Source organism: Agrobacterium sp. 22117, assembly GCF_052045735.1.
Lineage (GTDB): Bacteria > Pseudomonadota > Alphaproteobacteria > Rhizobiales > Rhizobiaceae > Agrobacterium > Agrobacterium cavarae.
Map to the genome: position 1 here is coordinate 661,818 of NZ_JBQEPP010000003.1, position 17,069 is coordinate 678,886.

General features: G+C 58.1%; 13 protein-coding genes and 1 tRNA gene. 6 read left to right on the top strand and 8 right to left on the bottom strand.

Annotated features, from left to right (window positions below; genetic code table 11):
- Positions 1 to 2: 2 nt before the first annotated feature.
- Positions 3 to 833: a UDP-2,3-diacylglucosamine diphosphatase gene (locus tag ACTJKV_RS11685; RefSeq protein WP_062427467.1), complete on the bottom strand. Its 831-nt coding sequence runs from the start codon at positions 831 to 833 to the stop codon at positions 3 to 5.
- Between the two features lie 233 nt (positions 834 to 1,066).
- Between ACTJKV_RS11685 and ACTJKV_RS11690 the strand changes: the two genes are divergently transcribed.
- Both ACTJKV_RS11690 and ACTJKV_RS11695 read left to right on the top strand, forming a co-directional pair.
- A complete protein-coding gene (locus tag ACTJKV_RS11690) occupies positions 1,067 to 3,382 on the top strand; it encodes an NADP-dependent malic enzyme (protein ID WP_062427468.1) in 2,316 nt (771 codons plus the stop codon).
- 257 nt (positions 3,383 to 3,639) lie between these two features.
- Complete coding sequence (locus ACTJKV_RS11695; protein WP_274102517.1) at positions 3,640 to 4,809, top strand: DUF2865 domain-containing protein; 1,170 nt, start codon at positions 3,640 to 3,642, stop codon at positions 4,807 to 4,809.
- A gap of 105 nt (positions 4,810 to 4,914) precedes the next feature.
- Here ACTJKV_RS11695 and ACTJKV_RS11700 read toward each other — a convergent pair whose 3' ends face one another.
- From ACTJKV_RS11700 to ACTJKV_RS11715, 4 genes are all read right to left on the bottom strand, one after another.
- Positions 4,915 to 5,151 (bottom strand): hypothetical protein, encoded by a 237-nt coding sequence (locus ACTJKV_RS11700; protein ID WP_062427470.1) that lies wholly within the window; start codon positions 5,149 to 5,151, stop codon positions 4,915 to 4,917.
- A 470-nt stretch (positions 5,152 to 5,621) separates the two neighbouring features.
- Positions 5,622 to 6,443 (bottom strand): glutamate racemase, encoded by an 822-nt coding sequence (murI, locus tag ACTJKV_RS11705; protein WP_274102518.1) that lies wholly within the window; start codon positions 6,441 to 6,443, stop codon positions 5,622 to 5,624.
- Positions 6,421 to 7,254: an RNA methyltransferase gene (locus ACTJKV_RS11710; protein WP_274102519.1), complete on the bottom strand. Its 834-nt coding sequence runs from the start codon at positions 7,252 to 7,254 to the stop codon at positions 6,421 to 6,423. Before ACTJKV_RS11710 ends, murI begins: the two co-directional genes overlap by 23 nt.
- Positions 7,255 to 7,331: 77 nt before the next feature.
- On the bottom strand, positions 7,332 to 7,862 hold the full coding sequence (locus ACTJKV_RS11715) for a hypothetical protein (RefSeq protein WP_062427553.1): 531 nt from the start codon (positions 7,860 to 7,862) through the stop codon (positions 7,332 to 7,334).
- A gap of 214 nt (positions 7,863 to 8,076) precedes the next feature.
- Here ACTJKV_RS11715 and ACTJKV_RS11720 point away from each other — a divergent pair, with 214 nt between their 5' ends.
- From ACTJKV_RS11720 to ACTJKV_RS11730, 3 genes are all read left to right on the top strand, one after another.
- Positions 8,077 to 9,291, top strand: coding sequence for an NADP-dependent isocitrate dehydrogenase (locus ACTJKV_RS11720; protein WP_062427554.1), 1,215 nt, complete (start codon positions 8,077 to 8,079; stop codon positions 9,289 to 9,291).
- A gap of 126 nt (positions 9,292 to 9,417) precedes the next feature.
- Positions 9,418 to 10,041 carry a glutathione S-transferase family protein gene (locus tag ACTJKV_RS11725; protein ID WP_274102521.1) on the top strand — a complete coding sequence of 208 codons (624 nt, stop codon included), beginning with the start codon at positions 9,418 to 9,420 and terminating at the stop codon, positions 10,039 to 10,041.
- 236 nt (positions 10,042 to 10,277) lie between these two features.
- The gene (locus tag ACTJKV_RS11730) at positions 10,278 to 12,395 is read left to right on the top strand and encodes a bifunctional diguanylate cyclase/phosphodiesterase (RefSeq protein WP_440598704.1); all 2,118 of its coding nucleotides are present in this window, start codon (positions 10,278 to 10,280) and stop codon (positions 12,393 to 12,395) included.
- A gap of 85 nt (positions 12,396 to 12,480) precedes the next feature.
- Here the strand turns inward: ACTJKV_RS11730 and lipB are convergent, their stop codons facing one another.
- Positions 12,481 to 13,215, bottom strand: a complete 735-nt coding sequence (gene lipB / locus ACTJKV_RS11735) for a lipoyl(octanoyl) transferase LipB (RefSeq protein ID WP_113260795.1) — start codon at positions 13,213 to 13,215, stop codon at positions 12,481 to 12,483.
- 188 nt (positions 13,216 to 13,403) lie between these two features.
- Here lipB and ACTJKV_RS11740 point away from each other — a divergent pair.
- A tRNA-Leu gene (locus ACTJKV_RS11740) sits at positions 13,404 to 13,488 on the top strand.
- 89 nt (positions 13,489 to 13,577) lie between these two features.
- Here the strand turns inward: ACTJKV_RS11740 and ACTJKV_RS11745 are convergent.
- Positions 13,578 to 13,766 (bottom strand): hypothetical protein, encoded by a 189-nt coding sequence (locus ACTJKV_RS11745; RefSeq protein ID WP_062427484.1) that lies wholly within the window; start codon positions 13,764 to 13,766, stop codon positions 13,578 to 13,580.
- 536 nt (positions 13,767 to 14,302) lie between these two features.
- On the bottom strand, positions 14,303 to 16,966 hold the full coding sequence (alaS, locus tag ACTJKV_RS11750; RefSeq protein ID WP_274102525.1) for an alanine--tRNA ligase: 2,664 nt from the start codon (positions 16,964 to 16,966) through the stop codon (positions 14,303 to 14,305).
- Positions 16,967 to 17,069: the final 103 nt, after the last annotated feature.

The following is a 17,069-nucleotide window of genomic DNA, read 5'->3' on the forward strand; positions in this document are numbered from 1 at the left end:
CCTCAGGCCGCTTTTGTATCAACGAGCTTGGGAAACATCACCGGCTCCAGCTGGCGCACCGTTGGCTCTTCCGCGCTGTCGCTGGTCTGCATCCAGGTGATCAGCTCGAACGAGCCGTCAAGGTTCTCGACAATGGCCGTGCAGCTTTCCACCCAGTCGCCGGTATTGATGTAGCGAATACCGTCGATATCCTCCATCACCGCATGGTGAATATGGCCGCAGATGACCCCATCCACCTTGTTGCGCCGGGCCTCATCGGCCACCACACGCTGGAACTCGCCAATAAAGTTGACGGCGTGCTTCACCTGGAGTTTCGCCCAGGCGGAGAAAGACCAGTAAGGCAGGCCGATACGGCGGCGAACCGCCGCGATCGCGACGTTGACGGCAATCGCCGCATCGTAGGCCCAGTCACCAAGGTAGGCGAGAAGGCGGGCATTGCGCACGACGACGTCAAACTCGTCGCCATGCAGCACGAGATATTTCTTGCCGTCCGCCGCCTCGTGTATCATGCGCTCTGCCACTTCGATGCCGCCGAAATGGGTGCCGGGGAATTCGCGTAAGAATTCGTCGTGATTTCCAGGGATGTAGACGATGCGCGCGCCCTTGCGTGCCTTGCGTAAAAGCTTCTGCACCACGTCGTTACAGCCCTGCGGCCAGTACCAGCTGCGGCGAAGGCGCCAACCGTCGATGATATCACCAACGAGCACGATCGTGTCCGCTTCGTGATACTTCAGAAAGTCCAGCAGAAAATCCGTCTTGGCCGCTTTCGAGCCAAGATGCACGTCGGAAATGAAAAGCGTCCTGAAGTGTCTGGTTTCGGTCTGCGTGGCCATGGTCTCGTCCCCTCGTCTCATGAAAGGCGTTTGGAAATCTTTCACTCTTGGGAAAACCAGACTCGTGTTTCAGCAAGATGACAACGCGGCACTTCCATGGTGTGACGCTGGTCTTTTTGCGAATATCGTCTTTCTCGCTTTTGCATGCCACCCGCCAAATAAACGGCTGTACGGTCGAACTGTTTGCTGTATGCAAAGACCTTCGTGACAATTGAAATAAAGCGGTGAAAAAGATGAGTTCTCAGGACAAGGGCACGACGCAAAACAAGAGCAGCAATGCGGATCTGGATGAGCAGGCGCTCTTCTACCATCGCTATCCTCGCCCGGGTAAACTTGAGATCCAGGCGTCCAAGCCGCTCGGCAACCAGCGCGACCTGGCGCTCGCCTATTCACCGGGCGTCGCCGCCCCCTGCCTTGCCATTCATGAAAATCCGGAAACGGCGGCGCAATATACTGCACGCGCCAACCTTGTGGCGGTGATTTCAAACGGCACCGCCGTTCTCGGTCTCGGCAACATCGGCCCGCTGGCGTCGAAGCCGGTGATGGAAGGCAAGGCCGTCCTCTTCAAGAAATTCGCCAATATCGACGTCTTCGATATCGAAATCGACGCGCCCGGCATCAACGATATGGTCTCCACCATCTCGGCACTTGAGCCCACCTTCGGCGGCATCAATCTCGAAGACATCAAGGCGCCTGAATGTTTTGAAGTCGAGCGCCAGCTGCGCGCCAAGATGAACATCCCGGTCTTCCACGACGACCAGCACGGAACAGCAATCATCGTCGCGGCAGCCGTCACCAATGCGTTGGAACTCGCCGGCAAGGCCTTGTCGGACGTCAAGATCGTCGCATCAGGTGCCGGTGCAGCGGCTCTCGCCTGCCTCAACCTGCTGGTGGAGATGGGCGCCAAGCGCGAAAACATCTGGGTCCACGACATTGAAGGCCTCGTCTATGACGGCCGCAACACGTTGATGGACGAATGGAAGGAAATCTACGCGCAGAAGACCGACAAACGCGTCCTGGCCGAATCCATTGAGGGCGCAGACGTGTTCCTCGGTCTCTCGGCCGCAGGCGTTCTGAAGCCCGAGCTTCTGGCAAAGATGGCAGAAAAGCCATTGATCCTGGCATTGGCGAACCCCAAGCCTGAAATCATGCCAGAAGAAGCACGCGCTGCACGCCCGGATGCAATGATTTGCACCGGTCGCTCGGACTTCCCGAACCAGGTCAACAACGTTCTCTGCTTCCCTTACATCTTCCGCGGCGCGCTCGATTGCGGCGCAACCAGCATCAATGAAGAGATGAAGATGGCGGCGGTCCGCGCGATTGCCGAACTGGCCCGCGAGGAAGTCTCCGAAGTCGCTGCCAAGGCCTATAGCGAAGAGACGCCGGTCTTTGGCCCGAACTACCTGATCCCCTCGCCTTTCGACCCACGCCTCATTCTGCGCATCGCGCCCGCCGTCGCGCGTGCCGCTGCCGCAAGTGGCGTCGCATCGCGACCCATCACCGATTTCGATGCCTATCTCGATCAGTTGAACCGCTTCGTCTGGCGTTCCGGCTTCATCATGAAGCCGATCTTCAACAGTGCCAAGAGCGCGGAAAAGAAGCGTATCATCTTTGCCGAAGGCGAAGACGAGCGCGTGCTGCGCGCCGCTCAGGTACTTTTGGAAGAAGGGACTGGCATCCCGATCCTGATCGGTCGTCCGCAGATCATCGAAACGCGCCTGAAGCGCTTCGGCCTGCGCATTCGCCCGAACACCGATTTCGCCGTGGTCAACCCGGAAGACGATCCACGCTACCGCGACTATGTCGATGACTATTTCGCGCTGGTCGGCCGTGCCGGCATCAACCCGGAAGCCGCACGCACCATCGTTCGTACCAACACCACCGTCATTGGCGCTCTCTCCGTCAAGCGCGGTGAGGCCGATGCCCTGATCTGCGGTCTGGAAGGCCGGTTTGACCGTCACCTGCGCGATGTCAATCAGATCATCGGCAAGCGCGAAGGCGTTCAGTCTTTTGGCGGCCTCAGCCTGCTGATCACCCAGCGTGGCGCGCTCTTCATGACCGATACCTTCGTCAATTACGACCCGAGCTCTGAAGACGTCGCAGAAATGGCGATCCTGGCCGCCAAGGAAATCAAGCGCTTCGGCATCACCCCGAAGATCGCGCTCGCAAGCCATTCGAACTTCGGTTCGCGTGATTCCGTCAGTGCCCGAAAGATGCGCGCAGCGCTTCAACTCGTTCGCGACAGGGCGCCGCATTTGGAAATCGACGGCGAAATGCAGGGTGGTTCGGCGCTCTCGGAAATGTTGCGCAAGCGCGCCATGCCCAACAGCGCTTTGTCCGGTGAGGCGAACCTCCTGGTCTTCCCGAACCTGGACTCGGCCAATATTTCGCTTGGCGTCGTGCGCACCATGACGGAAGGTCTGCATGTCGGGCCGATCCTGCTTGGCACGGCCCTGCCCGCACATATCCTCTCGCCCACCGTCACCTCGCGCGGCGTGGTCAACATGGCAGCGCTTGCCGCCGTCCAGGCATCGCATCCTTCGATGTGATGGCCTGGGTTTAAAGCATGGTTCAAGCAGAATTGTGCAGCGGTTTTGCGATGACACCATGCGACGAAACAAGGACCTAAAGCGTAAGGAGCGAATCTGAATGATCGCGACACGCTTCAGGCCTGACGTTATTGCGTCACTTCGAATTAACGCAATTTTGAAACTGCTGTTGCCGCATTGCGGCACAGCCCTATGCTATCCTGAACTTAATCCTGCCGCGAGCGTTGGTGATTGATGTTGAAAGGGATGCCGACTGAATGCTGACGGGCCTGCTAAAATCAAACGGGCGCCCGGCGCCGCGCCGCAACCGTCTCATCGGTTCCCTGTTGGCCGCCCTCCTCGTCGCACCCGTTGCCGTGCAGGCGCAGGACATCTGCGAAACGCTCGAAGCACAGCTGAGACAACCGGCAGAGTCCACGCAAGTTATCGGCACCACAGCGCAGGTCCGGCAATTTGCCAATGCGCTGGCACAGCAGAACCTCGTGATCCGCCGTATCAAGAACGATCTGCGGAGCTACGGCTGTTCATCCGGTAGCGTGATTGTCTATGGAAACCCAAATGCGCAAATCTGCGGTGATATTGCGGATGCACTGGCCCAAGCGGAAGCCGAACGGGACATGATCGCTCAAGACCGCAATCGTATGCTTGCGAGCCGTCGCACCGAAGCCGCCGACCGGTGGGATCGTATCATGGCAGCGCTCGATGCAGAGGGCTGCCTGGATCGTCGGCCACCCGATTACGCATCGACGGACCCAGGCCTGGATGCCCACCCCCGCGGCTATACCGACCCCTTCAATGACGACCAAAGGGACATTGGCAATTACGGCCCGACGCCAGACATGCCGACCGAGGGCGGCTTGAGGACGCTTTGCGTGCGCACCTGCGACGGAGCCTTCTTCCCCATATCCTCCAACGCGACGCCAATGGATTTCAGTGCTCAGGCTGCCCAGTGCGAGCGGATGTGCCCTGGCACCGAGACGGAACTCTTCTACCATTCCATGGTGGGGCAAGAGAGTTCCGATATGGTCTCAGCCAAGACCGGTCAGCCTTACAAGTCGATGCCAACGGCTTTTGCCTATCGCAACGGCTCACCCTCGACGCGCTCTCCATCATGTTCCTGCAACATGGCGGCCTATCATCAGGAGATGAGGAAGCAGGAAGAGCAAGCGAGCGCGCCACAATCCTCTCCTGATCAGTCCTATTCCGGCATCACCCGGATCCCTGCCCCGAAGACGGAAAGCCCCACACCGGCGTCGCCCGAACCCGCACCGCAGGTCGAGGCCAAGGCATCCCCCGTCCCAGAAAGGGACTATGATCCGAAGAACAGCAGGGTGCGCATCGTCGGCCCGCAGTTTCTGCCGGAAGAGACAAGCCGCATCGACCTGAAAAATCCTGCCCTGAAAGGGGCACAGCCTCAGCAGGAATAAGACCGCTGCGGCACACCGATGAGGCGTGTCGCAGCGGTGGATGCGCTTAGTCTCGAAAGCGTGTCATCATCGCAAACCGCTGCACGTTTTTGCGCGGACCATGCTTTAGAACCGAGGGAACCAGGGCGGCACCAGCGGCTGGCCAGGCATCGGTTCGCGCACCGGAAGGCCGGCATCCCGCCGAAGCCGATCGCTAAGATGCGTGGCATGATTTCTCGTCTGCCGATGCTTCATTGCACCCAGAACTGCCGCCTTCAGCGTGGCCCAGGCACCAAAGCGGCGAACCAATTCTTCGACGGTTCTGGAAAGATCGCTTACACTCAAAGATTGTTGTTTAGACATAGGTCATCCGTCCCGGCGCAAGATAGCAACCAGGTCCTCTTGTGATGGAAAAAGGCGTGCGGAAACGTTCTGCGCAGCAACAGACTGCGAGGTCAAAAGACTATCGACACACCGTGATGTATAGTGAAAACGCCTGCAAAGGCATGGAAAAGCTTAGATAGCGATTCCACGTCGGTATGCGCGAAGCATCATTCCGGACAGCGCCGGAGCTACGGACATAACCATACCAGAGAGGCAAAAATGCTTAAATGTAGTCATCTAACGCCTCCTGTTTCTTGAGTTGCGGGCCCGATTTTTTTGACACATCTTCGATTCGCCTGCAAGAGGTTCAATCTCGAATTGTATCAATGAGCTTTCTTCAGTGCAAAAATGTCACAATGGACTTAGAACGTCGTGCGTTTAACCGGGCGCACAAGGACGCGTTATCTTCTTTGATCGACGCGTCCTACTTCCCCACAAGCGCTCGGCGCTCAGTGTTTCTCGATCTTCAAACCGAAGCCCTGCATCAGTCTTCTCGTGGTGAAATCCGGCTGACCTGATGTGAAGATAGCAAAGTCAAAACCCTCAGGATGCTCGGCACCCTGTAGCACCTCGACCTTGCGGCGTGCCTGCCGGGCAATCGCTTCTGCCGGATCGAGCCAGTCTACCGGCCAGGGCGCAAGCCTGCGGAACACATTCGCCATGAACGGATAATGCGTACAGGCAAGCACCACGATGTCGGTGCGCCGGCCCTGATCCTCAATGAAGCACGGCGAAATTTCGGCCAGCACGGCATCATCCGAGACGCTCTCTCCTCTGATCCAGCTTTCCGCCATGCGTGCCAGATTTTCCGAGCCGACGAGGCGCACGTGACATTGCGAGGCGAACGACTGGATGAGGTCACGCGTGTAGGCGCGCTTCACCGTACCGGGCGTCGCCAGCACAGACACGAGGCCTGAACGGGTGCGTTCCGCCGCGGGCTTGATGGCCGGCACCGTTCCGACGAAGGTCATGTCGGGAAAAGCGGCCCGCAGGTCTGCACCGGCAAGCGTGAAAGCCGTATTGCAGGCAATGATGCAGATTTCTGGCTGATAGGTGTCGAGCAATCGGGCAAACAGCGACAGTATGCGCTGACGTAACCCATCTTCTTCCCATCCGCCATAAGGGAAACCCGCATCGTCTGCGACATAGATGAAGCCACGCTCGGGCATCAAAACCCGCGCCTCGCGCAAAACCGTCAGCCCGCCGATGCCGGAATCGAAGACGAGAACCGGCTTTGAGACGGGAAGATCAGTCGTTGTCGCCAGAGCCATTCGTCGGTGTCTCCTCGCCTTCGGCGCTTTTCTCTGTCCGTTTCGGCCAGCGGCGCGGAAACGCGTCCAGCGACTTGATCACGCCGCGAAACACGCTGATCTCCTGCTCCGTAAATCCCCGTCGTGACAGAACTGCGCGCAGATTGTCGACCATTTTGGGCTTTTTTTCAGCCGGATGGAAATATCCGCGCGCATCCAGCGCCTCTTCGATCTGGTCGAAGAGGCCGAAGACCTGTTCCTTGGTGGAAGGCCGTTGCTGCACCGACTGGAACGCAGTCTCGGCAAGGTCCTCCATGCCGGATTTCATCCATTCATAAGACATCAGCAGCACAGCCTGAGCGATGTTGAGCGACGCAAACGCGGGATTGACGGGAAACGTCACGATTTCGTCGGCCAGCGCCACTTCCTCGTTCGTCAGGCCCCAGCGCTCGCGACCGAACATGACGCCGGTCGTTTCGCCTGCCTTGAACTTGGCGCGCAAGGTTTCGGTCGCGGTGACGGGCGCGCGCACCGGCTTGAAGCCGTAACGCTCACGTGCCGTCGTCGCATAGACGAAGTTCAGATCGCGAACCGCATCTTCCAGCGTTTCGTAGACCTTGGTTGCATCGATCACATGATCGGCCTTGGAGGCGGCCGCACGTGCTTTCTCGCTCGGCCAGCCATCGCGCGGATTGACCAGACGCAGCTCTGCCAGCCCGAAATTCGCCATGGCGCGTGCCACCATACCGATATTTTCACCAAGCTGAGGCTCGACCAGAATGATCGCCGGGCCTTCGGCAATGAGTTCGAGATCGCTGTTTGTACCTGCCATAGTCGCCTTCCAATTTTTTGGCTTCACTGGCACAGTTTTCCGCGCAAATCAAAGGCAAGGCGTGCGTTGCATGCGGCTTATTCGCCCTTGATGATGTTTGCCATCTCTTGCTGCACGGAATCGCGGCCCTCATCGCCAACACGATGAATGTCATTGATGACCGGCTTGCCGTCTTCTTCGATCACATCGAAATTGACCTGATCAACGGTCGCCTTCATCTCGGCCTCATCCATGCAGGCCCAGAGCTTGAACTTGACGGTGACGTCGCTCACGCCATCCTTGGGCGGCGCTGCCGAGATGTTAACGTCCTGCAGCGGGCAGCCATCCTGCGAATTGGTAACCACGTCATAACCGAAGGGGTCGCCCTTCTCGCCTGCCTCTGCCTCATAGGCGGGCTTCTTCGAGGCTTCGCGATATTGGGCGATGAACGCCTTGCTGAACAGCGTCGTCAGCAGATCTTCATCGAAAATATACTTCCAGTCATCGGCCTCGCCGGACCAGTTCTTCACCGTAATATCCATGACCTTCTTCACCGGCTCGGTGGGATCGGCGGCAAAGGCGCTGGAGGAAAGGAATAGTGCGGCAATGGCGAGCAGAACTTTCTGCATGATGACGTCCTGAAACTTCAGCTTACCCAACGTAAGCGATTCGCCTGAATCTAATCCGCGAATGTGTTTTGGCAATCCGGTAACAAGGCTTTTAGAAAGGCCAAAAAAGCTGACCGATGGCTTTGCCTCCGCCGCTCGCAATGCTATAGCGCCACGGGATATTGACCCTTATGGCGCTCGATTGGGCGCAACCGTTCTCGAAGGTGAGGAATTCATGACAAAGATCAAGGTAGCCAATCCGGTCGTCGATCTCGACGGCGACGAAATGACCCGTATCATCTGGCAGCTCATCAAGGACAAGCTGATCCTGCCATACCTCGATCTTGATATCGAATATTACGACCTTTCCGTTGAAAACCGCGACGCTACCAACGACCAGGTAACCGTTGATGCGGCACACGCCATCAAGAAGCATGGCGTCGGCATCAAGTGCGCGACCATCACACCGGACGAAGCCCGCGTGGAAGAATTCAACCTCAAGCAGATGTGGAAGAGCCCGAACGGCACGATCCGCAACATTCTGGGCGGCGTCATCTTCCGCGAGCCGATCATCTGCAAGAACGTTCCGCGCCTGGTTCCCGGCTGGACCCAGCCGATCGTTGTCGGCCGTCACGCTTTCGGCGACCAGTACAAGGCAACAGACTTCAAGTTCCCCGGCAAGGGCAAACTGACGATCAAGTTCGTTGGCGAAGATGGCCAGGTCATCGAGAAGGACGTGTTCGACGCTCCGAGCGCCGGCGTGGCTCTTGCCATGTACAACCTCGACGATTCCATCCGCGAATTCGCCCGTGCATCCATGAACTACGGCCTGATGCGCAAGTGGCCGGTTTACCTCTCCACGAAGAACACCATCCTGAAGGCCTATGACGGTCGCTTCAAGGACATCTTCGAAGAAGTCTACCAGAGCGAATTCAAGGCGCAGTTCGACGAAGCCGGTATCACTTACGAGCACCGCCTCATCGACGACATGGTCGCTTCCGCGCTGAAGTGGTCCGGCGGCTACATCTGGGCCTGCAAGAACTACGACGGCGACGTTCAGTCGGATACCGTGGCACAGGGCTTCGGCTCGCTCGGCCTGATGACCTCGGTTCTCCTGTCTCCGGATGGCCGCACGGTCGAAGCAGAAGCGGCGCACGGCACGGTGACGCGCCACTACCGTCAGCATCAGAAGGGTCAGGAAACCTCGACCAACTCCATCGCATCGATCTTCGCATGGACCCGTGGCCTCGCCCACCGCGCCAAGCTGGACGACAATGCTGAACTGGCAAAGTTCGCCACGACGCTGGAAACCGTCTGCGTCGACACCGTAGAAGCCGGCTACATGACCAAGGACCTCGCGCTCCTCATCGGTCCGGATCAGCCTTGGCTCTCCACCACCGCCTTCCTCGACAAGATCGACGAAAACCTCAAGAAGGCCATGGCTGCCTGATCGGCATCTAACCCTTTAGAGACCTTCGAAAACCCGGCCTTCGCGCCGGGTTTTCTTTTGCCCCCAATCGATGTCTTGATTAGGTCATGCTGCCGGAGCAAACTCTGCTCAACAAGGGAGAGAGACATGAGCGATCTGACATTCTACACCCATCCCATGTCACGCGGACGCATCATCCGCTGGATGCTGGAGGAAGTGGGCGCATCTTACGACACCAGAATCATCGGCTTCGACAGCGACATGAAGGCTGGCGAGTACAAGGCCATCAATCCCATGGGCAAGGTGCCCGCGATCAAACACGGTGACGTCGTCGTGACGGAATGCGCAGCCATCTGCGCCTATCTGGCCGACGCCTTTCCGGAAAAGGGTCTTGCCCCTCCGACCAACCATCGTGGCCTTTACTATCGCTGGCTCTTCTTTGCGGCCGGCCCTTTGGAAATGGGCGTCAGCAACCGCGCCATGGGTCTGGTGATTCCGGAAGACAAGTATCGCATGGCCGGATGCGGACGCTTTGAAGACCTGATGGACACCCTCGAATACGCCGTGACGCAGAACGCTTTCATTGCTGGCGACAGCTTCACCGCCGCCGACGTCTATGTGGGCTCGCATATTGGATGGGGTCTGCAATTCGGTTCGATCGAGAAGCGCAAGTCCTTCGCCGGTTATCTCGGTCGCCTCGGTCAGCGCCCGGCTTTCCTGCGCGCTCAGGAGATCGACGATTCAATCATAAAGAAAATGCAGACAGCCTGACGTCGCACGGCCTTTGGCGCATCTCATTCTATCAAAAGATGCGTCAGACAACCCCCAAAACCTACCTAGGATTGATCTAAGCCTTTGTGAACGTTGTAGAATTTTGTTGTACGCCATATAAATTATTAACTCGTTGTGTAGTAAACCATCACATTGCCATCCACCCGGCCTGCGAACGCAGTAAACGGCTGCTGCGTTTGCTCAAATGCGGTGCCTTCCTACAAGGGGCGACTGTAATGATGACTGTGCTGGGATGCATCGTCTACGAACACAACATCTGGCTCGTGCTTGTGGCAGTGCTACTCTGCGGCACCGGTTCTTGGGTGACATCCCGGCTTTTCAGTAAAACGACGACCGCGACCGGGAAGCAGCGCATCGGCTGGCAGGCGATGACGGCGCTGTCCGCTGGCGTGGCGATCTGGTGCACACATTTCGTCGCCATGCTTGGCTATGACGCAGGCGTGCCCATCGGCTTCGATTTGTCGTTGACGGTCGTTTCGCTTCTGGTCGTCCTGTTCGGCAATGCGATCGGTTTTGCCGTTGCAGTCAGCAACCGTCATCCCATCATGCCCGCCTTGGGCGGCGCAATCGTCGGTCTCGCCATTTCCACGATGCACTATACCGGTATGATGGCCTACCGCGTTCAAGGGATCGTATCCTGGGACAGGACTTACCTCGTCGCCTCGATCGTTCTTTCCGTAGGTCTTTCTTCGGCTGCGCTGCATTTTGGCATGCGCAAAGGCAGCAACGTCATGGCCGTGGTCCTGACGCTTGCAATCGCCGTTTTGCACTTCACGGGGATGACGGCGTTCAAGGTCGAACCGATGTATGTCGATGGATCCTTCTCCAACCCGGACTCGCTCTGGACTCTGGCCATCGCCATTTCCGGCATGGCTTTCGTCATCGTTACCTGCGGTCTGGTGAGCTACCTCATCGACAATGGCACACGCGCCGAGACCATAGCGCATCTTCGTCAAATGGCGTTGTACGACGCACTGACCGGCCTTCCCAATCGCGCCAATTTCAACGAGAGGCTGGAGGAAGAGATCGCGCTCGCCGATGCGCAGAAGAGCCGGCTAGCCATGATCGGCATCGATCTCAACCGGTTCAAGGAGATCAACGACACCCGTGGCCACCATGTCGGCGACGACGTATTGACCGACCTTGGTCTGCGGCTCAAGCATTTGGTTCGGGAAGACAAGGGCGAGTTCGTTGCCCGCGTTGGCGGAGACGAGTTCGCCGCTCTTTTCCGTATTCAAGACGATGAAATGGTCGGCATAAACCGGTTTCTGAAACGTCTTGAAACGGTGATGTTCACTCCGATCAATATAGACGAAGCCCAAATTGTCGCTGGCGCAAGCTTCGGTGTCGCACTCTATCCCGACGACGCAACCACCAAGGAAACGCTTGTCAGTAACGCGGACCTCGCCATGTACCGCGCCAAGTCGCAACTCACCGAAATGCGTGTCTGCTTCTATGAGGCGGGCATGGACAAGGCCGTCAAAGCAAGGCGCTGCATGGCGGCTGATTTGCGCAAAGCACTCTCCCGCGATGAACTCTCGATCCACTACCAGGTACAGACCTCCGTTTCGACTGGCGAGATCACGGGCTACGAAGCGCTGCTGCGGTGGCACCATCCTGAACGCGGTTTCATCCCGCCCTCGGATTTTATTCCGCTGGCGGAGGAAAACGGCCTTATCCTGCAACTTGGGGAGTGGGTGCTACGCACCGCATGCGCAGCCGCGGCCTCCTGGGAGCCAGCCTGCAAGATTGCTGTCAACCTCTCTGCCGTTCAGTTTGCAGCCGGCGATCTGCCCAAGCTCGTCATGAGCATCCTTCTCGAAACGGGTCTTCCCCCGCATCGACTTGAGCTTGAACTTACCGAGACCGCCATCCTGAAGGATCGCGAGCGTGCCTTTCACATGCTTCGCCAAATCAAATCCTATGGAGTTTCCATTGCGCTGGACGACTTCGGCATTGGCTATTCTTCGATAGATACGCTGCGGTCTTTCCCTTTCAGCAAGATCAAGCTCGACCGTTCCTTTATCGACGAAAGCCACAGCAGTCAGGAAGCACTGACCATCATCCGCACCGTATTGGCTCTCGGCAAGGGCCTCAGAATTCCGGTTTTGGCGGAAGGGGTGGAAACAAGGGAACAGCTCTCCCTTTTGGAATCAGAAGGATGCGGGGAAGCACAGGGCTACTTGCTCGGTCGGCCCGCGTCACTTGATCAGATCCTTGCGACGGGCCGCTTGCGCATCATCGAACGACCTCTCCCTTTGCCAAAAACGGCCATTCACGACCATTTCGGCCTATCTGACGTGGCTATTGGAAACACAGGCACAGACAGCTGAAACCCAGCGAAGGCTGGAAGACTGTCTGTTATCCCATATGATGCGGAGCTGGTTCTCGAACATCCGATGGGTTTAGAAAACCGAATTAAGACGGCGCCCCTGCGCTCTCATTCGCGGTATCGCCAAAGACTTCCTCGAAGGCCTCCCGTAGGAAGACATCGACATCGTTGATCATCACCAAGAGGCCTAGATCAACGAGGCTGGTGACGCCATATTGGGTAATACCACAGGGGACGATGCCGCCGAAGTGGGTCAGGTCGGGATCGACATTGATCGACAGGCCATGGAAGCTCACCCACTTGCGCAGGCGAATACCGAGCGCCGCAATCTTGTCCTCCGACATGGAGCCATCCGGCAGAAGCGGCTTTTCCGGCCTGCGAACCCAAACACCGACCCGATCCTCACGCCGCTCGCCCTTGACGTTCATCTTGTCGAGCGTGCGGATGATGACCTCCTCCAGTGCCGCCACATAGGCGCGCACATCCTGGCGTCGGCGCTTGAGATCAAGCATCACATAGACCACCCGCTGGCCTGGGCCATGATAGGTGTACTCCCCGCCCCGTCCGGTTGCGAAGACGGGAAAACGGTCCGGCTCGATCAGGTCGGATGAATCGGCGCTCGTGCCCGCCGTGTAAAGCGGTGGATGCTCCAGGAGCCATACAAGCTCGTCCGCTTCGCCGGCAGCGATGGCTGCGACCTCACGCTCCATCTCCTCGATCGCCTGCTCATAGGGCACCAGCCCGTCAGAGATTCGCCAACGTACGGCAGGAGAACCGGCGCTCGGGTACATCGTGGAGGTTAGATCGGTGCGTGTGAGCATGAAAATGTCCTTTCCACAGCCTTCTGGCAGAATGAAATAGAGGCTGCAAGCCCAGCGTTTGCGGGCTTCTTCCATATAAGAAGGCAAAGGCCCGTTTTTAATTTCAAAAAACTGTCACGGCGCTCTTGTGCACCCAAAATCCTTTTGCTACATGCACCCCCGTCGGCGCAAGTCGACCCTACCACGATGCGGTCGTGGCGGAATTGGTAGACGCGCAGCGTTGAGGTCGCTGTGGGGCAACCCGTGGAAGTTCGAGTCTTCTCGACCGCACCAAAAGAAAAACCCGCTTAGGCGGGTTTTTCTTTGTCTTCAGTTATCTAAGCGAATTCCCTGAAGCTCCGTGTGAGCGATTTGCGATCCGTTCAATGGATAGGGATGTTTCGCTTATCCGCCTCTTCCTTGATGATATCCTCGACCAATTCGCGTTTCAGTGACGGATTTCCCAGCAGATAATCATCGGCAATTTCAAAGATGGATTTCGGGCTTTCGGTGCGGCTGAGCGTATCGAGATCCTGCGCGATCTGCTCCCGAAGTTCTGCATAATTTTCCATGGCCTTCTCCTTTGTTAAGGAGACAATGCGGATGGCATCGCACCGGTTCCTAAAGCACGATGCGTAGATCAAAGAAGACAGAGCGTCATTTGTGCCTCCAATAGGACGCACGGATCTCCAAGCCAAAAAAAACCCTCCCGCGAGGGAGGGTCAGGTTGGAGAAGACAGCATCATGCGGGTAGCCTGTCAGCTGCCAAGCCATCGAACCGTCATAGATACATTCAGTTCCCCTGCGTCGTCACCCAGCGCACGATGATCGGACTGCAACGCGGATGCGGTTGGACGGGTACGACGCTCTGAAGCGGCCTGTGAGAGCGAAACAAAACACGTCGACGTCTCATCCTGCCCTCCACCACAAACGCACGACGACGCAATCACTCGAAAGCTACCAGTACGCTATCACGCTGTCATTATAGCGTCGTGAACCCATGACTGAAACAAAGAGGGCCGGAACCTCATCTTCGAAGTTCCGGCCCTTGAATGTCAGCAATCAAACGCAGGGCAGCTCAGCTGCTTTCCCACGACGTTGAACAAGATCAGCTCGCGAGCGACGCTGCAACTGCTTCAATGGCTTCATCAGCCTTCGATCCATCGGGGCCACCAGCCTGCGCCATGTCCGAACGTCCACCGCCACCCTTGCCGCCGAGAGCAGCCGACGCCGTACGCACCAGATCGACCGCGCTGAAACGCGATGTCAGGTCTTCGGTGACCGCTGCGACGGCACTGGCCTTTCCATCCTCGGATACGGCGATCAGCAGCACCACGCCAGAGCCCAGATTGGTCTTGGCATCGTCTGCGAGACCCTTCAAATCCTTGGCGTCGATGCCGGACATGGCCTTCGCCATGAACTTCACGCCGCCGACCTCTCTCGTATCGCCGGCCGAGCCTTCCGCCGAACCGCCGCCCATGGCGAGCTTGCGGCGAGCATCGGCCAGTTCGCGCTCCAGCTTCTTGCGCTCATCCAGCAGACCCTCGACGCGCGAGATAACATCGCCTGGCTGCACGCGCAGCGACGAGGCAAGTGTTTTCACCCGGTCATCCTGCTCTGCAAGATAGGCAAGCGCACCCGGTCCCGTGACTGCTTCAACGCGGCGCACGCCCGCACCAACGGCACTTTCGCCAAGAATACGCACGAGGCCGATCTGTCCCGTAGCGGAGACATGCGTACCGCCACAAAGTTCGACTGAATAAGGCCGGTTGGCCTTGGCGCCGTGGATACCAGTGCCCATGGAGACAACGCGCACTTCATCGCCATATTTTTCGCCAAAGAGCGCCATCGCGCCTTCTGCAATCGCATCGTCCACGCTCATCAAGCGCGTGACGACCGGCGAGTTCTGGAGAATGATCTCATTAGCCATCTCCTCGACGACCTTGAGCTCGTCCGCCGTCATCGGCTTTGGATGCGACACGTCGAAGCGCAGACGTTCCGGTGCCACAAGCGAGCCCTTCTGCGCCACATGGGTTCCGAGAACCTCGCGAAGCGCTTCGTGCAGCAGGTGGGTTGCGGAGTGGTTGGCACGCAGGCGCGATCGGCGATCATGATCGACCGTCAATTGAACGGCGTCGCCGAGCTTCACGCCGCCCTTGGCGACCTTGCCGATATGGACGAAGAGACCCTCGCCCTTCTTCTGCGTATCGGTGACCGTGACGCTGCCGTTGTCGGAGGAGATGACACCGGTGTCGCCCATCTGGCCGCCGGACTCTCCGTAGAACGGCGTCTGGTTGACGACGATCTGGACAGTCTCGCCTTCGGCTGCAGCGTCGACCGACTTGCCATCCTTGACGATCGCCTGGACCACGCCCTCGGCAGTCTCGGTGTCGTAGCCAAGGAACTCGGTCGCGCCGAACTTTTCCTTCAGCTCGAACCAGACGGTCTCGGTTGCCTTGTCGCCCGAGCCGGCCCAGTGCGAGCGGGCTTCCGCCTTCTGGCGCTCCATGGCATCAGTGAAGCCGGCAATGTCCACGCCGATTTCGCGGGCGCGCAGTGCGTCCTGCGTCAGATCGAGCGGGAAGCCATAGGTGTCGTAAAGCTTGAAGGCGGTCTCGCCGTCCAGCATGCCGCCCTTGGAAAGGTCGGACGTGGCGTCGGACAGAAGCGAAAGACCACGCTCCAGCGTCTTGCGGAAGCGGGTTTCTTCAAGCTTCAGCGTCTCGGAGATCAACGCTTCGGCGCGCACGAGTTCCGGATAGGCGCGGCCCATCTGCTGGACAAGCGTCGGCAAAAGTTTCCAGATCAACGGTTCCTTGGAGCCCAGAAGCTCGGCATGACGCATGGCGCGGCGCATGATGCGGCGCAGAACGTAACCGCGACCCTCATTAGAAGGCAGAACACCATCGGCGATCAGGAATGCCGAAGAACGCAGGTGATCGGCAATCACACGGTGGCTTGCGCGCTTCTCGCCTTCAGCCGGAACGCCGGTCGCTTCGACGGACGCCGAGATCAGCGCGCGGAAAAGGTCAGTATCGTAGTTGTCATGCTTGCCCTGCAGCAGAGCGGAGATGCGCTCAAGGCCCATGCCCGTGTCGATGGATGGACGCGGCAGGTTGATGCGCTCTTCCTTCGTCACTTGCTCATACTGCATGAAGACGAGGTTCCAGATTTCGATGAACCGGTCGCCATCCTCATCTGCAGAGCCAGGAGGTCCGCCCCAGATATGATCGCCGTGGTCGTAGAAGATTTCCGAGCAAGGACCGCAAGGACCGGTGTCGCCCATGGCCCAGAAGTTATCGCTCGTCGGAATGCGGATGATGCGATCATCGGAAAAACCGGCAATCTTCTTCCAAAGGTCGAAGGCTTCGTCATCGGTATGATAGACCGTCACCAGAAGACGGTTCTTGTCGATGCCGAACTCCTTGGTGATCAGGTTCCAGGCGTGCGTGATCGCCTCTTCCTTGAAATAGTCACCGAACGAAAAGTTGCCGAGCATTTCGAAGAAGGTGTGGTGGCGCGCGGTGTAACCGACATTGTCGAGGTCGTTATGCTTCCCGCCCGCGCGAACGCACTTTTGCGATGAAGCGGCCTTCGAATAAGGACGGCTTTCAAGACCAGTGAAGACGTTCTTGAACTGGACCATACCCGCATTGGTGAACATCAGGGTCGGATCGTTGCGCGGCACCAGCGGGCTGGATGGCACAATTTCATGGCCGTTCTTCTTGAAGTAGTCGAGGAAAGTCGACCGGATTTCATTCACACCGCTCATACGAAGTCCTTCATTGCCACGCTCACGCAGCGATAATAAAAAAGTCACAGGCTTTTATCGTCCGCCACCCTGCCTGTCCAGCCAAAGAGCGCCGGGCTCTGCC